This window comes from Pseudoxanthomonas sp. GW835-FHT14C01, from assembly GCF_058793715.1.
In genome coordinates, this window is sequence record NZ_JBXAGB010000001.1 from 881,757 (window position 1) to 898,616 (window position 16,860).

Consider the following 16,860-nt stretch of genomic DNA (forward strand, 5'->3'; position numbering starts at 1 on the left):
GGCTCAGGCGGCGCTGCCGGCCAGGCGTTCGGCCACCCAGCGCTCGGCATAGCCATCGCCGGCGGCATTCTCGATGAAGGCGCAGTGGCCGCCCCACGGCGCGATCTCCAGCGTGGCCTGGGCCGGCAACGCCCAGTCGCGGAACGTGTCGAAAGGGATGACCGGGTCGTCCTCGGCCATCAGGATGTGCGTCGGCACGCTGAGGCCGGCCAGCCGCGTACCGGAGATCGCATAGCCGTCGAAGTAGGCGTCCAGGGTCCCGAAGGCGGTATGCCGCTGTACCAGCCAGTCGGTCAGCGCGCGGATGTCGAGCGCCAGCACCGTGTCGTCGAAATCGTGGCGCTGCGGGAACAGGCTGCGCTTGCGCTCCAGCGAGCGGCGCCACTTGCGCGCGAAGTACCAGTCGTACAGCGGCAATCCATTCTCGATGCTGTCCATCGTCGTGGCCGGATCCAGCAACGGACAGACCGCCGCCACGTGCGCCAGCGCCAGCCCGGCCTCCGGCGCGCGCAGCGCCAGCCGCAGCGCGAAGTTGCCGCCCAGCGAATAGCCCGCCACCCGCATCGGCACCTCGCCGGCGAACCGTCGCGACACATCGAGCGCGGCATGCACCACTTCGTCGAGCCGGTTGGAGTGGAACAGGTCCTCGTTGAGGTGGTGGGTATCGCCGTGGTCGCGGAAGTTCAGCCGGAACACATCGAAGCCGCGCGCCAGCAACTGCGCCGCGGTCAGCCGCATGTAGTTGGAATCCGCACTGCCTTCCCATCCGTGCAGCAGCAGCACCAGCCCGTGCGCCTCGCGTCCGGCCACCTGGCTGTGGAAACCCTGCAGGCGTACGCCGTCGCCGCCGTCCACGATGTGCTCGAGCGTCACCGCGCCACTGGCCGCCAGCGCGCGCAGCGCACGCCGGCGGCGCAGCGCGCTGGAACCCAGCACCGATTGCAGGTGCGGGTTGCGCAGCCAGCGCGGGGGTCGGAAATCGGCGGCAGTGATCATGGGGTCATCGCGGCAGCGTCGGCATGAGGGTGGCACCGGTAAACCGAGTATTCCCTCGAATACGTCGCAACGCCGGCATGCCGGCCGCTCAGCCGCCCGCCATCGCCTGCACGATGCGTTCGCGCGACAGGTCGGCGATGCGGCGCCTGCCTTCGACGTCGGCACTGCGGATCGGTTTCAGGAAGCAGATGTCCGCCGTGCGCGCCGGCTCGCCGAGCAGGCGCAGGAAGTTGGCGAAGAAGCTCTCCTTCGGCCCGAACGCCACCACCGGCTGTGCGCTGCCGCGCGCGCCGTAGCGCAGCGCCACCGGCTGCACCGGCACGTCGGCCTCGACCGCGGCCAGGAAGATGCGCGCATGGAACGGTCCCACCGCGTGGCCGTCGCGGGTGCGGCCCTCGGGGAACACGCCGACCGAACGGCCCTCGCGCAGGCGTCGCATCATCGCCTGCAGCACGCCGCCCAGCGACTCCTGGCTGCCGCGCTGATGGAAGATGGTCTGCCCCTGCGCCGCCAGCCAGCCCACCACCGGCCAGCCGCGGATCTCCTGCTTGGCCACGAAACCCATCATGCGCTGGCTGTGCAGCGCCTCGATGTCGATCCAGCTGACATGGTTGGCCACGAACAGGGTCGGGCCCGGCAACGGCGTGCCGACGCGGCGAAGGCGGAAGCCGAAGATCCGCATCAGCCCGCTCGACCACCCACGCACCGCCACGTCGCCCAGGCTCTCGTCGCCCACGCGGATCCACACCAGCAGTGGCGACAGGCACAGCAGGGTGATCGGCAGGAAGACCAGCAGGTGGATGAGCAGCAACGGCACGCGGTACGCGTAACGGAATGCCCGTGCCACGCCGCTGCCGCCAGCAACATGAACAGGGGGCGGCGTCATGCCGTCACGATAGCAGGAGTCAGGTGGCAGCAGGGAGGGCGTGACCGGCCCGTGTTCGCGGCTCACCCCTTGGCCACGGGCACGACGGCCAGGGTCAGCCGCGACACGCAGACCAGCTTGCCATCGTCGTTTTCGATACGGATTTCCCACAGCTGCGTACTGCGGCCCACATGCAGCGCCCGCGCGGTGCCGGTGACCACGCCGCTGCGCATCGCGCGCACGTGGTTGGCGTTGATCTCCAGGCCGACGACCATCTCTTTCGTGGTATCCACGCACAGGTTGCCGGCCACGCTGCCCAGCGTCTCGGCGAGCGCCACCGATGCTCCGCCATGCAGGATGCCGTACGGCTGCACGGTGCGCGCGTCCACCGGCATGGTCCCGCGCAGCCAGTCATCGCCCGCCTCCGTGATCACGATGCCGAGGTTCGATACCAGCGTGTTGGCGGCGTGCGCGTTGACGGCAGCGAGGTCGACGGGTTTCAGGAAGCTCATGGCGGGGCTCGATACGCGGAAGGTCCATCTTACTGGCCTGCACTGGCGAGCGGCCGCGTTCTACCCGGCATCGACGGTCGGGATCCGGTCATGCGCCACGCCTTTCTCCTGCTGCTGGCCGCCAGCCTTCCGGCGACGGGCGCGCCCGCGCACGGAGGACCGGTGATCGACATGCATCTGCATGCCTTCGCGATGGACGAAGTGCCCGCGGGCATGCCCGCTTGCCCGGGCGACCAGAGCGCGCTCGCACCGACCCTCGACCCTCGCGACGACCTGGATGTCGCTGCACTTGCGACCTGCGACCGCCCGATCTTCGCCGCGAAGGACGATGCCGACCTGCGCGACCGCTCGCTCGCCGCGCTGCGTCGCCACGACGTCCGGCGCGCGATGGTCGAGGGCGCGGTGGAACGTGTGGACGACTGGCGACGCGTTGAGGGCGGCGACACGCTGATGCCGGGCGTGGCCTTCGGTACGCGCGACGACCCGAGCCTGGACGACCTGCGCCGCCTGCATGCGCAGGGCAGGCTGGCCGTGCTGGGCGAGGTGTACATCCAGTATCGCGGCCATCGCGTGGACGATCCGCGCTATGCGCCCTATTTCGCACTCGCCGAGGAACTCGACGTCCCGGTCGCCGTCCATCTCGGTGAAGGACCGCCGGCCACGGCGCGCTTTCCCGGGTACGAAACCTATCGCGCCGGCCTGGGATCGCCGTTCCTGCTGGAGGAGGTGCTGCGCCGGCATCCCCGGTTGCGCATCTACGTGATGCACTACGGATCGCCGCTGGTGGACGAGATGATCGCGATGCTGTTCGCCTATCCCAACCTGTATGTGGACGTGGCATGCAACAACTGGGCGTTCCCGCGCGCGCAGTTCCACGACGCGCTCAGGCGCCTGGTCGACGCCGGTTTCGGCAAGCGGATCATGTTCGGCTCCGACCAGATGTACTGGCCGGATGCGATCGGCGAAGGCATCAAGGCCATCGAGACCGCGCCCTTCCTCGATGCCGCGCAGAAGCGCGACATCCTCTACGGCAACGCCGCGCGCTTCCTCCGGCTGACCCCGGCGCAGATCGCGGCGGACCACGCGCCGCGTGGCCGCTAGAGGATCGGGACCAGTCCCGCGCCGAAGGCGGTCAGCACGCGCGTGTACAGCCACTTCGCGCCGACATCGACCTCGGGAAAGTCACCCACGGCCACGTAGCACTGGCGGAAGGTCGGATCCTTCGGACCGACCGGCAACGGACACTCGGGTCCGGGCTTGAACTCGTAGCTGGTGGCGTAGCGCCACGGCCAGATGTCGAAGATCGGCAGCGCCTCGGACACCTTGCCCAGGCTGTAGTCCAGCCCGGAAAACACCGGCGGCTTGGCGCGCGGGGCGATCACCCAGGCGTTCTCCGGCGACATGTCGCGCCGGATGCTGCCGGCCAGTGCCTGCGCGAAGGCGGCATCGTCGATCACCACGGCCGCCTCGGTGTTGTAGTTCTCCGAGCGCGGATCGAAATTGTGCGTACCGATCACCGCGATCTCGCCGTCGATCACCATCGACTTGGCATGCAGGCCCATGCGGACGCCGGCGCGCTTCAACGGCAGCGGCTCGGCCGCCGCGCCGCTGCTGAAGAACGACGGCCGCGACTCGGTGCGCTGCAGGCGGCGCGTGTTCTCGCCGGCTGCGTTATCGGACGTGCCGCCGCTGGAGGGCCCGATCGAGCCCGACGGGCCACGGATGCCGCCCCTGCCGGCGCCTTGCCCCGGCGCCGCCACCGGCGGCCCCTCCGGCATCAGGGCGGCGTAGTCCACCGGGGCATCTTCCGGAAACGGCTTGTATTCGTGGATCTGGAAGCCGAACTCGCGCAGGTACCGGCGCTTGTACTTGAACGACATCGAATAGACGATCGGGTTGTCGGTCGCCGCCAGGCTGTTGGTCGACACCACCACCTGCGGCGGCGGTTCGCGCTTGCGCATGTCGCGGAACATCGCCTGCGCCTGCTTCGACATCACCAGGTACGGCGTCTGCAGCAGCACTTCCTCCTGCGCACCGCGGATCAGCGCCTCCAGTTCCGGCGCCGCGGGCGCATCGTCGTCGCGACGCTCGCGCCGGTGCTTCTGCGGCAGGTCGGCGATGTAGCGCACGGCACCGACCGCGAACGCGGGTTCGACGAACAGCGCGCGCATGACCTCCGGATCGTTCCCTTCCGCGCTCGCCGCCTGCACGCGCTCCGGGCGCAGGTAGCGCGGCACCGGCATCGCCGGCACGCCCTCCTTCAGCAGCGTACGGCCGACATCGTTCAGCCGCTCGGCCGGCACGCTCCGGCGTGCGTCCCAGAACGCCTGGAAGTTGGTGGCCATCGACGCCGCCTCGGGTCCGGCCACCAGCACGTCGCGATCGCGGAAGTTATACTCCGCATCCCAGTCGAAGTAGTCGTCCTGGTAGTTGCGCCCACCGCTGATGCCGATGCGGTCGTCCACCAGCAGCAGCTTGGTGTGCATGCGCTGGTTGAAGCGGCGGAAGCAGCACAGCACGCTGCCCGCATAGTCCAGGTAGTTGAGCTTGGCCTTGCCGAAGCTCGGGTTGTAGATGCGGATGGCGAAGTTGCGGTGCGAACCCGACAGCGCGGCCAGGATCTCCAGGTCGGCGATCGCCGACAACTGGTCGATCAGCACGCGCACCTGCACCCCGCGTCGCGCAGCGGCCAGCAGCTCGTCCAGCACCAGCCGCGCACTGTCGTCCTTGTCGAAGATGTAGGTCTGCAGGTCGATGCGCGTGCGCGCGCTGCGGATCAGATTCAATCGCGCCAGCAGCGCATCCGAGCCCTTGTCCAGGATCACCGCATAGTGGCGCGGCGTGGCGGGCGTGGACTCCGCACGCGCCTTGCCGGCCAGGTCGTACAGCGGCGACGGCAGCGCGCAGGCGTCGGCCTGGGCGCATTCCACCACCTGCGAGCGGGCGGCGGCGGCGATGCCGGCGGCACGGTCGCGCTGCCGGTCGGACAGGCTGGCGCAGGCCGTGCCCAGCAGCGCAAGGCAGAGCACCGCGCAGCGCGCGGCGAGCGTGGGAAAACGGGAGGTCACTGGTGTTTTCCGCTCCGGATGCGCGCGCGCAGCACGAACACCACGCGGTCGCTGACCGCCAGCATCCAGTCGTCCATGTCGTAGTCGCTGCGGCGCACCGCACCGGTGGCGACGACGTCGCAGCCCACCGCCGGGTGCGAACACGTGGCGGGGGCCACCTGCAGGCTGCGCGCGCGGCTGATGCCCTTGATGCTCAGGTCGCCTTCCAGGGTGCCGCCGTCGTACAGCAGCATCGGGTCGTAGGGCTTGGAGGTGAACGTGACCACCGGGTAGCGATCGGCATCGAAGAACTTCTCGCTGCGGGCCCACTCGCTGTAGCGCTCGTGCCCGTCGATTTCCACGTCGCGCGTGTACATGCGCAGGCGCACCTGCTGGCGACCGTCGGGCAGGTGCTCCACGGAGCCTTCATAGCGCTGGAACACGCCGTCCAGCACCTGTCCCCACCGCGTACGCAACTCGAAACCCAGCCGTGTATGCGCGGGATCGAAGTCGTTGCGTCCGTCGGCCAGGGCCGGCGCCGCCAGCAGCGCGCCCAAGCCCAGCACGGCGAGCCGCGCCACGCCGGGAAAGAACTGCGTCATGGCCACCAGAAGGCGGAGAGGTGGGCCACGCCCGGCTCGATCGCCGCGTCCACCGGCAGCGTCAGCACCACCACGCCCGCCGGCGGCATGCCGCGGTACTCGCTGGTCACCCCGGAATACATCAACGCCGCCAGCTGCTCGAAGCCGGGGTTGTGCCCGACCATCAGCAGGCGCTCGGCCTCGCGGTGCTGGTCGGCCAGGTCGGCCAGCGTGCCCGGGGTGGCTTCGTAGATCCGTTCTTCCAGCCGCTGCTCCACGTAACCGATCGCATCCAGCACCGCTTCCAGCGTCTCCCGCGCGCGGCGCGCCGGGGAACACAGCACCCGGTCGGGCACCAGACCCTGCTCCTTCAACCAGCGCGCGACGGCCTCGGCCTCGGCCAGGCCCTGCGGCGACAGGGGGCGGTCCAAGTCGGACTGGCCGGTGGTCGCCGGTTCGGCATGGGCATGCCGCAGCAGGATCAGTTCACGCATGGGACAACGACTCCTTAGGCCTCAGGCCTTCTTGATCCATTTCAACAACGGTTCCCAGTCGGCCTGGTGCTCGCGCACCTGGGCCGAGCGGTAGTCGAACAGGCTGCGGCCCAGGCCGGCCATCACCACGTAGGCCTGGGTGTCGCGCAGCTGGGTGATGACCGGGTAGGGCCAGGTCTTCAGCATCTCCACCGCCTGCTGCGAGGCGTTGGTCCACGGCTTGCTGCGGTTGACCACCAGGCCGACCGGCAGCTTGCGCTTGTGCACGCGCGGCACCTTGGCCATGGTGTTCAGGAAGCCCACCGTCGCCTCGATGTCGAGCGCCGAGGGCAGCACCGGCACGACCACGGCATCGGCCTGTTCGAGGAAGCTGTCGAGGTCGTCGGCCATGGCGCCGGCGGGCGCATCGATCACCACGCGCTCCGCGTCTTCCGGCAGCCAGGCCTTCCAGGCGCGCTTGCCGCTGGCGTCGATCGGCAGGACCGCGGTTTCCAGTTCCGCGCGGCGCTCGGCCCAGCGGGTGGAGGAATGCTGGGGATCCACGTCCACCAGCACGGTGCGCTTGCCATCGAGTGCGAAGTACGCGGCCAGATTGGTCGCCAGGGTGGTCTTGCCCGCGCCGCCCTTGGAGCTGGCGACCAGAATCGTCTTCATGCGCGCACCTCGTTGCTGGAGAACCCGGAGGGTACACCGCGACAAGTGAAGCGGGAACCGCCGCACCCGGCCCCTGCGACCCGTCGTCGCGGGCCTTCCGGCTCCCCGTTCCGTACGCCGCTTGCTATCGTGCCGGTCCCCACGGACCGGATGCCCCATGAACGAGCTGCAGGACCTGACCGCGCTGATCCGCGCCAACACGCCGCTGATCGTCGTCGAGACCCAGGACGAAGCCCGCGTGGTGGAACTGTTCCGGCAGGCGCTGGGCCAGGTGTGGCGGGCCCTGTTCCGCTGGAGCATCACCGAGGGCCTGCGCCGGCTGGACATGGACCGCGAGGACGACGCGGTCGGTCCGCCCGATGCCAGCGCCGCCCTGCAGGCCATCAAACAGGCCGAGCAGCGCGGCATCTACCTGCTGCTCGATTTCCACCCCTACCTGGGCTACGCCAGCAGCCAGCGCCAGCTGCGCGACATCATGCAGCGCCGCCACAGCCTGCCGCACGTGGTGGTCCTGGTCGGCGCGAAGATCGAGCTGCCGGCCGAACTCGAAGCGCTGGCCGTGCGCTTCAACCCGCGCCTGCCCGACGGACCGGCGCTGCTGAAGATGGTGCGCGAGGAAGCCGAGCACTACGCCCGCGAGCACGGCGGCCGCCGCGTCGAAGCCGATGGCGAGGCGGTGAAGCAGATCGTGCGCAACCTGCAGGGCCTGAGTCTGGTCGATGCGCGCCGCATCGCGCGCCAGCTGATCTTCGCCGACGGCGCGCTGACCGCCAGCGATCTGCCGGCGCTGAACAAGCTGAAGTTCGAGCTGCTCAACCGCAGCGGCCACCTGCATTACGAATACGACACGGCGAGGTTCGCCGATGTCGCCGGCCTCGCGCCTCAAACGCTGGATCGAGCAGCGCCGCGCGGTGTTCGTGTCCGGCAATCCGCCGCCCGGCCTGGACCTGCCCAAGGGCGTGCTGCTGCTCGGCGTACAGGGCTGCGGCAAGTCGATGCTGGCCAAGGCCACCGCGGCCGGCTTCGGCGTGCCGCTGCTGCGGCTGGATTTCGGCACGCTGTACGACAAGTACCACGGCGAGACCGAGAAGAACCTGCGTGCCGCGCTGGCCTCGGCCGAACAGCTCGCGCCGTGCGTGCTGTGGATCGATGAAATCGAGAAGGGCCTGGCCGGCGGCGGCGACGAGGACGGCGGCGTCTCGCGGCGCGTGCTCGGCTATCTGCTGACGTGGATGGCCGAGCGCAAGGCGGGCGCCACCAGTGGGCAGGTCTTCCTGGTCGCCACCGCCAACCAGGTGCAGGATCTGCCGCCGGAACTGCTGCGCAAGGGCCGCTTCGACGAGATCTTCTTCGTGGACCTGCCTTCGCCCGACGCCCGCGTCGAGGTACTGCGCGTGCACCTGGCGCGGCGTGCACTGGACCCGGAAGGCTTCAACCTGCCGGCCCTGGCCGCGGCGGCCAACGGCTTCTCCGGCGCCGAACTGGAACAGGCCATCGTCTCGGCGATGTACGCCGCGCATGCCGAACAGAAGCCGCTCGACACCGACCTGGTCATGCACGAGATCCGCGGTACGCGCCCCCTCTCGGTGCTGATGGCCGAACAGGTGCAGGCGCTGCGCGAGTGGGCGCGGGAGCGGACGGTCCCCGCAGACTGAGGCCTGCTGCCTCCGCGAACCCTGGTCGTGGGAGCGACGTAAGTCGCGAACGAGTGGGCTGGGTTGAGCCGCAGGCGATACCCATCGCGTGATGTAGGCAGGATCGTGTGTTCTTCCAGCGAAGGCGCCTTGGTGCTCTGAGCCGGTAATGCGAAGAGCGATGGGTATCGCCTGCGGCTCACCCAGCCTGCGTACAGACTGGCACGCTTCACCGGCTGCATACGGCCGGCGGCTCAGGCTGGCGTTCCCACGGAGATTTCGCCATGCCCCGTCGCCGCCGTCCCGCCGATGTACTGGGCACGCACCTGATCGACCTGGGCATGGCGGTGCCGTCGGTCATGTCGCGCCGCCTGGCGAAGCTGGCGGCGGCAGGTGCGACCCCCTCCGCCCGCGATCGCCGCGAGTTCGCACGCATGTCCCGCGAGAAGGTAACCGCAGCCTGGGAGTCGTGGGGCGCGATGGCGGATTGCGCAATGACGCTCAACACTGCCGCCGCGCAGGCCGCCCTGGCGCTCTGGATGCCATGGGCTTTCGCCGCGAAGCCCCTGCCGTCGGCCGAGGATGCCCTGATCACCTTGGCAACGGCCGGTGTGCGGCCCTACCGTCGCATCGCCGTCGCCAACGACCGCTGCCTGCGTCGGCGTACGCCGGGCAGGTGATCCTTCGGCGGCGGCCTTCGGTCGCTGCGCCGCGTCTTACCACGCCGACACGATGCGCTCGGCGACCGCGCGCCACGCCGCGCTCCTGCTGCCGACGATGTCCATCGCGTGCGCGGCCATGAACACGCCCATGATCGGCAGATATGGCCCCTTGAGCACGGGCTGCCGGTAGCGGAACTTCGCCAGCAGCATGAAGCCCGTCAGCGTGCCGTAGAGGAAGACGATCACCAGCAGGATGCCCGGCATGCCACCGACGACGTACAGGCCCAGACGCGCCAGACCGGGCGTGGCGGTGGCGAGCGCAGCGGCCACCACGAATGCGACATGCTGGTGCAGGTAGCGGCGGCGCCACAGCGCCAGGCTGTAGAACAGCACCAGCAGCGCCAATCCGTTGACCGGCTGCGCGAGCATCGACAGCGCCCCGGCGAGCGACATCCCGGAAAGCGCATTCGCGAAGGCGTGCTTCATCACCGGTATCGCCGTGATGACGACCAGCGCGACGACCGCGAGCGAACTCCATCCGAGGGTGCGATGCAGGGCCGGGCGCTGCAGGCGGATCAGGAACGGCTGGACGGTCAGCAGGAAAAACCACACCAGTGCGACCAGCACATGCAGATGGATCACCACAGGCACGGCCACCGGCGTCGTCGCGCGACTGAAGTAGCCGAAGAACGGCGTACCTGGCACCGGCGGCGTGAATCCGGCGACCACCATCGCCAGCAGTGCCAGAAAGAAGAACCCGATGTTCGGGTAAGGACGCCGCGTCTGCGCGGCGGTGCGCCGCGTCTGCGCGGCGGTGCGCCGCACCTCGCCCATGCTCGCTTCCATTACGCCCCCACCTCGCGGGAATGCCTTCCTGTGGGTAAACGCGAAAGCTGCGCCATTCCGGCAATCGTGAGTCGAGATGCTACGGGAGCGACGCAACTCGGGAACTGCGATGCGCGCGCATCTTCTGTGCCTTAATCCCGCTTGTTCTTTTCATCCCACGCCATCGGCTGCCACAACTCCACCTTGTTGCCTTCCGGATCCATGATCCAGGCGAACGCGCCGTTCTCGTGCGATTCGGGGCCCTTGACGATCCGCACGCCGGCGGCGCGCAGTTGTTCGAGCAGCGCGTCGAGGTCGTCGACGCGGTAGTTGATCATGAAGGTGCTGTCGCTGGGACTGAACCAGTCGCTGTCCTTGTCGGCCACCGTCCAGACCGTCAATCCCTGATCGTCGGCCCGGTCGTCCGGCCACCGCAGCACGGCACCGCCCCACGTCTCCAGCGGCAGTCCCAAGTGTGTGCGGTACCACGCCGCCAGCGCCGCGCTGTCGTGGCGGCTCTTGAAGAACACACCGCCGATTCCGGTTACCTTGGCCATCGTCCAACACCTCGAGGTTGACCAGCAGACGCCGTCAGTCGCGACCCGTCCAGCGCCGGACCATATGGATGAAGACGTATTGCACCAGCATAGGCAGCAGCCCGAACACCGCGATGCACGCCATCACGCACGCCATCACGAAGAGGCCCGCATCCAGCATCTGCAACATCGGTGATCGCACAGGCACCGCCGTCGTGCGCCCGAACGCCAGCAGGAATGCCGCCAGCAAAGGCAATCCGCCGACAACCGCACCCACGACTCCCGTACCGATGATCGTCTGACGAAGCTGGCGTCGCTGCCACGACATGCCGCTTTCTGCCGCACCGATGCTATTTCGTCGCATGACTGAACACCCTCAACGCCACCATAATCGCCATCATCACGCCGAAGCTGATCGGCGGACCCAGAATGACCCGCACCAGCCAGTTGGCACTGGTATAGGGACGGAGGACGAGCGCGGAGGCGATGGAAGCCGCGATCAAGGGAAGCACGAACTCGGGCCTGAAGAGAAGGTCCGGCACACGTCGATATGCTCCAAAGAAAACCAGGCCAACCGGGATCGAGACGACGGAGGACAGGAACGGCGGCCAGAACAGCAGCGGCCAGCGCTCACTCGCCGGCAGGCCGGTCGCTGCTTCCGGTGGAGAATAAGGGTTGCCCATGGTCGCTCCTGGCGGGCCTTAGTCGGACAGATTCGAACGTATCAGACCGACCGCTTCAACCAGTTGCTCCCGAGACGCTCGCACCCGCGTCCGGCGCTCCGCGTCTCCGCCCGGATCGTGCGAAACGCCTCGCTGTCGTCCCGCACCTTCGAAGGCCGCGAGTTGCGGCGGCCCTATGCCCCAGTCGCTACCTTTCTGTCGGGGAACGACATGGAAATGGAAGTGCGGTGTTTCCTGCCCGCTGTACACCCCGTTGTTCTGGAATGTCAGGATGCCCAGCGGCTGGTAGGCCGCGTCCAGCGCCCGCGCAACACGCTGGGCGGCAAGCATGACCGCCACGCATTCTTCGTGGGAGAGGTCGAGCAACAGGGCGGCGTGCCGGCGGGTGATGACGCAACACTGCCCGGCCTCGAACTGCCAGGGATTGATCACCGTCAGCGTATGTTCGCCTTCCTCGATGATCTTCCACGGCTCGTCGCGGACCGCAACGCAGAGATCGCAAGGATCCCGTACGGGGAGTTCGATCATCGGTTTCCTCCGTGTGCTCGCACGCCCGAAAGGAATGGTGTCGCCTCCCTGGTCCGGTCGTGCGTCGAATCATTCATCGCGCGCGGCGATAGTGCATGGCGACCGCGCCGCACGCGAGCGGCGACGCCGATACCAGATCGAGCCGTCGTGTAGCGGGCAGGCCGCGCTGGTACAGCGTCGGTCCGTGTCCGGCGATCCTGGGATGGAGGAGGAAGCGGTACTCGTCGATCAGGTCGAGCCGGTCCAGTTCGGTCGCCAGCACGCCGCTGCCGAGCAGCACGCCGGCCGGGGTCGCCTCCTTGAGCGCCTCCACGCCAGTACGCAGGTCGCCGACGATGCGGTGACTGTTGGTCCACGGGAAGTCGGTGCGCGTCGTCGACGCCACGTACTTCGGCTTGGCCTCCAGTTTGAGCGCCCACTCACGCAGCGCCCGCGGCGCGTCCACCTCGCCACGGGCGACCGCAGGCCAGTAGCCCTCCATCATTTCGTAGGTGACGCGGCCCCACAGCATCGCACCGTGGTCGTCCATCAGTCGGGTGAAGAAGGCATGCGTCTCGTCGTCGGCGATGCCTTCCTCGTGGTCGACGCAACCGTCCAGCGTAAGGTTGAAGCTGAACGTCAGAAGGCCCATGCGCGTCTCCGGGTCGGTGTGCATCGGACTGCCGCTCGGCCCGGTTTCTCCACTACCCGCCCTCAGAATGTCCGCATGCGCTGCTGACGGGCTGACACGATGCGCGGCTTCAGCTCATGCCAAGGGTAGCGGCGTTCCTCCGGCCAGGGAAGACGGAAAACAGGACGGCGTGTGCGCGCGAGGATCGACGCGATGAGCCACTCCTGGTCGAACCCGTCCCAGACGCCGGCGGTCGACCACAGGTTCAGGTGGACCACCGGATGCACTTCGTCGAACAGGATGCGTTGCAGTTCGGCGATCGCGAAGGGCGAGCGCGAGCAGAGTTCGGCGACACGCTCCCATTCCGGCCCGGCATCGAGATAGAGCTCACTGAGCGCGATCCAGAGCGGCCGGCGGATTTCGAGTTCTTCCCTCGAGAACCTCATGCGTTACCCGGCTGCGGGTTCACGGCATGACCAAGGCGCATCCCGACGACACAGGCATGAAGCATGCCACGTTGCCTGCGTTGTCCCATGGCTCGCTCTTTCATGGCGGCATCCATGGTCATTCCGGGGCAAAGCCCCCGTCAAGGCGCGCGGCTTCGCGGCGCGCGGCAGAAGCTGTGCGGCGCGAGATCGGTCGGGCGCATCGCACAGGAGCCACGGCGCTTCAGCGCGCCGTCCCGATCTCCACCGCCGTGCCGCTGACGCGCACGCCGTCGCGCACGTCCAGCGGGACGCTCACGTGCAGCAGGCTCGGACGGCCCAGGTCATGACCCTGGTGGATGACGAAGGTGCGACTGGCCGGCAACCGGTCGCGTGCCGCCAGATATGCCCCCAGCGCTGCGGCGGCGGCACCGGTGGCCGGGTCTTCCACCACGCCGCCCGGCGGGAACGGGTTGCGCGCATGCACCGTGTCCGCGTCCTCGCGCCAAACCAGGTTGATCGTGGTCCAGCCGCGCGCGGCCATCAGCCCTGCGAGCGCATCGAAGTCGTAGTGCAGGTCGGCGAGTCGCGCGCGCGACGCGGCGGCGACGACGGGATGCCACGCGCCGGCATAGGCGAGTCCGGGCGGCAGGTCGGGATCCAGTTCGTCGTGGCGCCAGCCGAGGGTTGCGAGGAGTGCATCGAGATCCGTCGTCTCCAGCGTCGCGACCCTCGGCGTCACGCTGGTCAGTGTGGCGGCGAGGTCGGCATCGACCGTCACGGCCACGCGTCCGGCCTGCGTGTGCAGCACGAAGTCGCCGGGACCGTGCCCGCGCGCCCGTGCCACCATCGCCGCGATCGTGGCATGCCCGCAGAAACTCACTTCCGCCAGCGGACTGAAGTAGCGCACGTCGAGGTCGCCGTCCGCACGCGGCAGCAGGAAGGCGGTCTCCGAATAGCCCACCTCGGCAGCGATGCGCTGCATGGCGTCGTCGCCCAGACCGCGTGCGTCCAGCACCACGCCGGCGGGATTGCCGCCGTCGGGATCGGTAGTGAAGGCGCTGTAGCGCAGGATCGTCGGCGTCATCGGGATTCTCCTTCCAGCGCCACCGCCGCGGGCGGGTCCAGGCGCACCACCAGGTAGCGCAGGAAGAACTGCGTCAGCGGACCCACGCCGAACGCGAACAGCACCGTGCCGACGCCCGCCACGCCACCCAGCAACATGCCGACGATCAGTACGGTGACTTCGATCAGCGTGCGGATGCTGCGGATCGACCAGCCGGTGCGGCGGGCCAGGCCCGTCATCAGGCCATCGCGCGGACCCGGACCCAGCTGCGCGCCGATGTACATCGCCGTAGCGATCGCGCACAGCACCACGCCGGCCAGCAGGTAGGCGCAGCGCAAGGGCAGGCCTTCGGGCGTACCGAGCAGGGCGAGGTTGAGGTCGGCGAACGGCCCCAGCAACAAGGTGTTGGCCACCGTACCCACGCCCGGCATCTGCCGCAGCGGGACCCAGGCCAGCAGCACGCCCACGGCCGTGAGCACCATGACCATGCCGAACGACAGCGGCAGGTGCCGCGAGACGCCCAGATGGAACACATCCCACGGCGAAGCGCCGACCGCGCCTTCGATCATCAGCGCGATGGCCAGGCCGTACAGCCACAGACCCACGAGAAGGCGCAGCAGACGCTCGGGCAGGCGTCCGGCTTTCAGTTGCGCGAGGGGACCCAGGTTGGCGAGGCCGGTGGCAGACGTGAGCGGTTTCATGGGGCCACGATCCTCCGGATTGGCCCTTTTCTCCAGAGCCAATCCTGCGATAGTGGCCCCATGGAACGCACACTGGCTCCCGAACGCCTGGCCATGCTGGTCGGCGACTTCCCCCGCAGTCCCGCCTATCGCGGCCTGCGCCAGACGCTGCAGGAACTGATCGGTGACGGCCGCATTCCGATCGGCACCCGCCTGCCCAGCGAACGCGCCGTCACCACGGCGCTGGGCGTGTCGCGCAACACCGTCACCCGCGCGTATGCGGACCTGGCGGCCGCCGGTTTCGCCACCACCCGGCAGGGCGCCGGGACGTACGCCACGGTGCCGATCGACCGCCGGAGGGCGCACGACCACGCGCTGCATACGGTGGACACGGCGCAGGCGCCCGAAGGCGTGATCGACCTCAACTGCGCGGCGGGCGGAGCGACGCCGGGCGTCGCGGCGGCCTATGCGCGCGCCATGGAGGCACTGCCGGCATACCTGTCCGGCGACGGCTACCTGCCATCGGGCCTGCCGGCCCTGCGCGAGCGGGTGGCGGCGCACTACACGCAGCGCGGCCTGGCGACGGCGCCGGAACAGATCGTCGTCACGTCCGGCGCGCTGTCGGCCATCGCGATCCTCGCGCGCGCCCTCTCGCGCCCCGGCGATCGCGTACTGGTCGAATCGCCGGTGTACTCGAATGCGATCGAAGCGCTCCGCCTGGGCGGCGGACGCCTGGTCAGTGCACCGATGGGCGATCCCCTGGGTGACGAAGGCTGGGACCTGGATGCGATCGAGGCGACGCTGCGGCAGACCGCGCCGCGCCTCGCCTACCTGATCCCGGATTTCCAGAATCCCACCGGTTTCCTGATGTCCGACGCGCAGCGCGCCCGTTATGCCGCGTGCCTGCATGCCACACGCACCGTGGCGATCGTCGACGAAACGCTGCAGTCCACCAGCCTCACCGATGCGCCGATGCCGGCGCCGTTCGCCGTGCACGCATCCGGCGCCTTCACCGTCGGCAGCGCCTCGAAGCTGTGCTGGGGCGGGCTGCGCGTGGGCTGGATCCGCGCGCCGCGCGAGGCGGTGGACCGCATCCTCGCCGCGCGCGTGCAGATGGACCTGGGCAGCTCGCTGTTCGATCAGCTGGTGGTCGCCGAAATGCTCGGTGCGGACCACGTGCTTGCCGCGCGGCGCGAGCAGCTGCGGCAACGCCGCGATGCGCTGGCCGGCGCCCTGCGCGAGTACCTGCCCGACTGGCGCTTCCGCCTGCCCGATGGCGGCCTCTCGCTGTGGGTGCGGATGCCGCATGGCAGCGCCACCCAACTGGCCGCGGATGCGGAACGGCGCGGGGTGCACCTGGCGCCGGGACCGGTCTTCAGCGTGGAGGGCGGCGCCGACCAGTGGCTGCGGATTCCGTTCGCGCGGCCGGAGGAGCCATTGGTGCAGGCGGTACGGGTGATGGCCGACACGTGGTCGACGCGTCCGCAGGAGCCGGACGCCCTTCTTCGCCGCGGGACGCGACTGATCGCATGAGGAAGGCGCGACCCGGGCTCAGCGGGTTGCCGTGCCGTCGTGTCCGTTGCCCCGCCGCGATACGCGCCGCTCCATCCATGCCAGCGCCGACAGCACCGCGAGCGTCAGCAGCGTGGCCAGCAGCGCCAGCCAGCCATGGCCGAAGCCGACCGCCACGCCGATCACCGCCACCATCAGCAGCGATGCGGCGGTGGTGATGCCGGCCACGCCGCGGCCGCGCTGCGCAATCATGGTGCCCGCGCCGATGAACGCCACGCCCGCGATCACCGCTTCCACCAGGCGGAACGGGTCGATCTGCACGCGCTCCTCGTTGTGCTGCGCCTGCGCCAGCATCATCTCGCCCATGCCGGTGAGCATGGCGGCGGCCGCGGCGACCAGCGTATGGGTCCGGAATCCGGCGGGCCGGTCCTTGATCTCGCGCTCCAGCCCGATCGCCCCGCCCAGCACCATCGCGAAGGCGATGCGCGCGACCACCGACACCTGCGTTTCCCATCCGTCGAACATGGCGTGACCTCCGGCGCCGATGCTT

At 69.2% G+C, this 16,860-nt stretch carries 20 protein-coding genes and 1 pseudogene; 4 read left to right on the forward strand and 17 right to left on the reverse strand.

Features of this window, described 5'->3' with window-relative positions; all coding sequences use genetic code 11:
* Window positions 1–3: 3 nt before the first annotated feature.
* The 3 genes from AC1Q5B_RS03850 to AC1Q5B_RS03860 all read right to left on the reverse strand — a co-directional run bounded on the left by AC1Q5B_RS03850 (window position 4) and on the right by AC1Q5B_RS03860 (window position 2,373).
* On the reverse strand, window positions 4–996 hold the full coding sequence (locus AC1Q5B_RS03850; RefSeq protein ID WP_492630403.1) for a YheT family hydrolase: 993 nt from the start codon (window positions 994–996) through the stop codon (window positions 4–6).
* 88 nt (window positions 997–1,084) lie between these two features.
* Window positions 1,085–1,882, reverse strand: a complete 798-nt coding sequence (locus AC1Q5B_RS03855) for a lysophospholipid acyltransferase family protein (RefSeq protein WP_492630404.1) — start codon at window positions 1,880–1,882, stop codon at window positions 1,085–1,087.
* A 62-nt stretch (window positions 1,883–1,944) separates the two neighbouring features.
* Entirely contained in the window at window positions 1,945–2,373 is a 429-nt protein-coding gene (locus AC1Q5B_RS03860) for a hotdog fold thioesterase (RefSeq protein WP_492630405.1), read from the reverse strand.
* A gap of 90 nt (window positions 2,374–2,463) precedes the next feature.
* Here AC1Q5B_RS03860 and AC1Q5B_RS03865 point away from each other — a divergent pair, with 90 nt between their 5' ends.
* Window positions 2,464–3,474 (forward strand): amidohydrolase family protein, encoded by a 1,011-nt coding sequence (locus AC1Q5B_RS03865; protein WP_492630406.1) that lies wholly within the window; start codon window positions 2,464–2,466, stop codon window positions 3,472–3,474.
* Here AC1Q5B_RS03865 and AC1Q5B_RS03870 read toward each other — a convergent pair.
* From AC1Q5B_RS03870 to AC1Q5B_RS03885, 4 genes are read right to left on the reverse strand one after another with little or no spacing between them, the layout of a single operon-like run.
* Entirely contained in the window at window positions 3,471–5,402 is a 1,932-nt protein-coding gene (locus tag AC1Q5B_RS03870; RefSeq protein WP_492630942.1) for a phospholipase D family protein, read from the reverse strand. The genes AC1Q5B_RS03865 and AC1Q5B_RS03870 overlap by 4 nt on opposite strands.
* A gap of 35 nt (window positions 5,403–5,437) precedes the next feature.
* Complete coding sequence (locus tag AC1Q5B_RS03875) at window positions 5,438–6,022, reverse strand: YceI family protein (RefSeq protein ID WP_492630407.1); 585 nt, start codon at window positions 6,020–6,022, stop codon at window positions 5,438–5,440.
* Window positions 6,019–6,495: a SixA phosphatase family protein gene (locus AC1Q5B_RS03880; RefSeq protein WP_492630408.1), complete on the reverse strand. Its 477-nt coding sequence runs from the start codon at window positions 6,493–6,495 to the stop codon at window positions 6,019–6,021. The genes AC1Q5B_RS03875 and AC1Q5B_RS03880 overlap by 4 nt, the downstream gene beginning before the upstream one ends.
* 21 nt (window positions 6,496–6,516) lie before the next feature.
* A complete protein-coding gene (locus tag AC1Q5B_RS03885; RefSeq protein ID WP_313929374.1) occupies window positions 6,517–7,149 on the reverse strand; it encodes a nucleotide-binding protein in 633 nt (210 codons plus the stop codon).
* 157 nt (window positions 7,150–7,306) lie between these two features.
* On the opposite strand from AC1Q5B_RS03885, the pseudogene AC1Q5B_RS03890 reads away from it, so the two are divergent.
* Window positions 7,307–8,804: pseudogene (locus AC1Q5B_RS03890) on the forward strand (AAA family ATPase).
* Window positions 8,805–9,067: 263 nt separating this feature from the next.
* A complete protein-coding gene (locus AC1Q5B_RS03895; RefSeq protein ID WP_492630409.1) occupies window positions 9,068–9,463 on the forward strand; it encodes a hypothetical protein in 396 nt (131 codons plus the stop codon).
* Window positions 9,464–9,499: 36 nt separating this feature from the next.
* Here AC1Q5B_RS03895 and AC1Q5B_RS03900 read toward each other — a convergent pair whose 3' ends face one another.
* The 9 genes from AC1Q5B_RS03900 to yczE all read right to left on the reverse strand — a co-directional run bounded on the left by AC1Q5B_RS03900 (window position 9,500) and on the right by yczE (window position 14,819).
* Window positions 9,500–10,291, reverse strand: coding sequence for a hypothetical protein (locus tag AC1Q5B_RS03900; protein ID WP_492630410.1), 792 nt, complete (start codon window positions 10,289–10,291; stop codon window positions 9,500–9,502).
* A 131-nt stretch (window positions 10,292–10,422) separates the two neighbouring features.
* The gene (locus tag AC1Q5B_RS03905) at window positions 10,423–10,827 is read right to left on the reverse strand and encodes a VOC family protein (protein WP_492630411.1); all 405 of its coding nucleotides are present in this window, start codon (window positions 10,825–10,827) and stop codon (window positions 10,423–10,425) included.
* Between the two features lie 34 nt (window positions 10,828–10,861).
* The gene (locus AC1Q5B_RS03910; RefSeq protein WP_492630412.1) at window positions 10,862–11,134 is read right to left on the reverse strand and encodes a hypothetical protein; all 273 of its coding nucleotides are present in this window, start codon (window positions 11,132–11,134) and stop codon (window positions 10,862–10,864) included.
* 22 nt (window positions 11,135–11,156) lie between these two features.
* A complete protein-coding gene (locus tag AC1Q5B_RS03915; protein WP_492630413.1) occupies window positions 11,157–11,489 on the reverse strand; it encodes a hypothetical protein in 333 nt (110 codons plus the stop codon).
* Between the two features lie 18 nt (window positions 11,490–11,507).
* Complete coding sequence (locus AC1Q5B_RS03920) at window positions 11,508–12,017, reverse strand: HIT family protein (protein ID WP_492630414.1); 510 nt, start codon at window positions 12,015–12,017, stop codon at window positions 11,508–11,510.
* Window positions 12,018–12,090: 73 nt separating this feature from the next.
* Window positions 12,091–12,648, reverse strand: coding sequence for a dihydrofolate reductase family protein (locus tag AC1Q5B_RS03925; protein WP_492630415.1), 558 nt, complete (start codon window positions 12,646–12,648; stop codon window positions 12,091–12,093).
* A 62-nt stretch (window positions 12,649–12,710) separates the two neighbouring features.
* Window positions 12,711–13,073, reverse strand: a complete 363-nt coding sequence (locus AC1Q5B_RS03930; RefSeq protein WP_492630416.1) for a DUF7079 family protein — start codon at window positions 13,071–13,073, stop codon at window positions 12,711–12,713.
* Window positions 13,074–13,296: 223 nt separating this feature from the next.
* A complete protein-coding gene (locus tag AC1Q5B_RS03935; RefSeq protein WP_492630417.1) occupies window positions 13,297–14,139 on the reverse strand; it encodes a PhzF family phenazine biosynthesis protein in 843 nt (280 codons plus the stop codon).
* Window positions 14,136–14,819: a membrane protein YczE gene (yczE, locus tag AC1Q5B_RS03940; RefSeq protein WP_492630418.1), complete on the reverse strand. Its 684-nt coding sequence runs from the start codon at window positions 14,817–14,819 to the stop codon at window positions 14,136–14,138. The genes AC1Q5B_RS03935 and yczE overlap by 4 nt, the downstream gene beginning before the upstream one ends.
* A gap of 60 nt (window positions 14,820–14,879) precedes the next feature.
* On the opposite strand from yczE, the gene yczR reads away from it, so the two are divergent.
* Window positions 14,880–16,331, forward strand: coding sequence for a MocR-like transcription factor YczR (yczR, locus tag AC1Q5B_RS03945; protein WP_492630419.1), 1,452 nt, complete (start codon window positions 14,880–14,882; stop codon window positions 16,329–16,331).
* Between the two features lie 18 nt (window positions 16,332–16,349).
* Here yczR and AC1Q5B_RS03950 read toward each other — a convergent pair whose 3' ends face one another.
* Window positions 16,350–16,835, reverse strand: coding sequence for an MgtC/SapB family protein (locus tag AC1Q5B_RS03950; RefSeq protein ID WP_492630420.1), 486 nt, complete (start codon window positions 16,833–16,835; stop codon window positions 16,350–16,352).
* Window positions 16,836–16,860: the final 25 nt, after the last annotated feature.

Coding starts and splice junctions, on each gene's coding strand:
- AC1Q5B_RS03915 (WP_492630413.1), bottom strand. CDS start 11,489: ATGGGCAACCCTTATTCTCCACCGGAAGCAGCGACCGGCCTGCCGGCG.
- AC1Q5B_RS03925 (WP_492630415.1), bottom strand. CDS start 12,648: ATGGGCCTTCTGACGTTCAGCTTCAACCTTACGCTGGACGGTTGCGTC.
- AC1Q5B_RS03950 (WP_492630420.1), bottom strand. CDS start 16,835: ATGTTCGACGGATGGGAAACGCAGGTGTCGGTGGTCGCGCGCATCGCC.
- yczE (WP_492630418.1), bottom strand. CDS start 14,819: ATGAAACCGCTCACGTCTGCCACCGGCCTCGCCAACCTGGGTCCCCTC.
- AC1Q5B_RS03865 (WP_492630406.1), top strand. CDS start 2,464: ATGCGCCACGCCTTTCTCCTGCTGCTGGCCGCCAGCCTTCCGGCGACG.
- AC1Q5B_RS03880 (WP_492630408.1), bottom strand. CDS start 6,495: ATGCGTGAACTGATCCTGCTGCGGCATGCCCATGCCGAACCGGCGACC.
- AC1Q5B_RS03930 (WP_492630416.1), bottom strand. CDS start 13,073: ATGAGGTTCTCGAGGGAAGAACTCGAAATCCGCCGGCCGCTCTGGATC.
- AC1Q5B_RS03895 (WP_492630409.1), top strand. CDS start 9,068: ATGCCCCGTCGCCGCCGTCCCGCCGATGTACTGGGCACGCACCTGATC.
- AC1Q5B_RS03900 (WP_492630410.1), bottom strand. CDS start 10,291: ATGGAAGCGAGCATGGGCGAGGTGCGGCGCACCGCCGCGCAGACGCGG.
- AC1Q5B_RS03910 (WP_492630412.1), bottom strand. CDS start 11,134: ATGTCGTGGCAGCGACGCCAGCTTCGTCAGACGATCATCGGTACGGGA.
- AC1Q5B_RS03920 (WP_492630414.1), bottom strand. CDS start 12,017: ATGATCGAACTCCCCGTACGGGATCCTTGCGATCTCTGCGTTGCGGTC.
- AC1Q5B_RS03905 (WP_492630411.1), bottom strand. CDS start 10,827: ATGGCCAAGGTAACCGGAATCGGCGGTGTGTTCTTCAAGAGCCGCCAC.
- AC1Q5B_RS03850 (WP_492630403.1), bottom strand. CDS start 996: ATGATCACTGCCGCCGATTTCCGACCCCCGCGCTGGCTGCGCAACCCG.
- AC1Q5B_RS03860 (WP_492630405.1), bottom strand. CDS start 2,373: ATGAGCTTCCTGAAACCCGTCGACCTCGCTGCCGTCAACGCGCACGCC.
- AC1Q5B_RS03935 (WP_492630417.1), bottom strand. CDS start 14,139: ATGACGCCGACGATCCTGCGCTACAGCGCCTTCACTACCGATCCCGAC.
- yczR (WP_492630419.1), top strand. CDS start 14,880: ATGGAACGCACACTGGCTCCCGAACGCCTGGCCATGCTGGTCGGCGAC.
- AC1Q5B_RS03875 (WP_492630407.1), bottom strand. CDS start 6,022: ATGACGCAGTTCTTTCCCGGCGTGGCGCGGCTCGCCGTGCTGGGCTTG.
- AC1Q5B_RS03855 (WP_492630404.1), bottom strand. CDS start 1,882: ATGACGCCGCCCCCTGTTCATGTTGCTGGCGGCAGCGGCGTGGCACGG.
- AC1Q5B_RS03885 (WP_313929374.1), bottom strand. CDS start 7,149: ATGAAGACGATTCTGGTCGCCAGCTCCAAGGGCGGCGCGGGCAAGACC.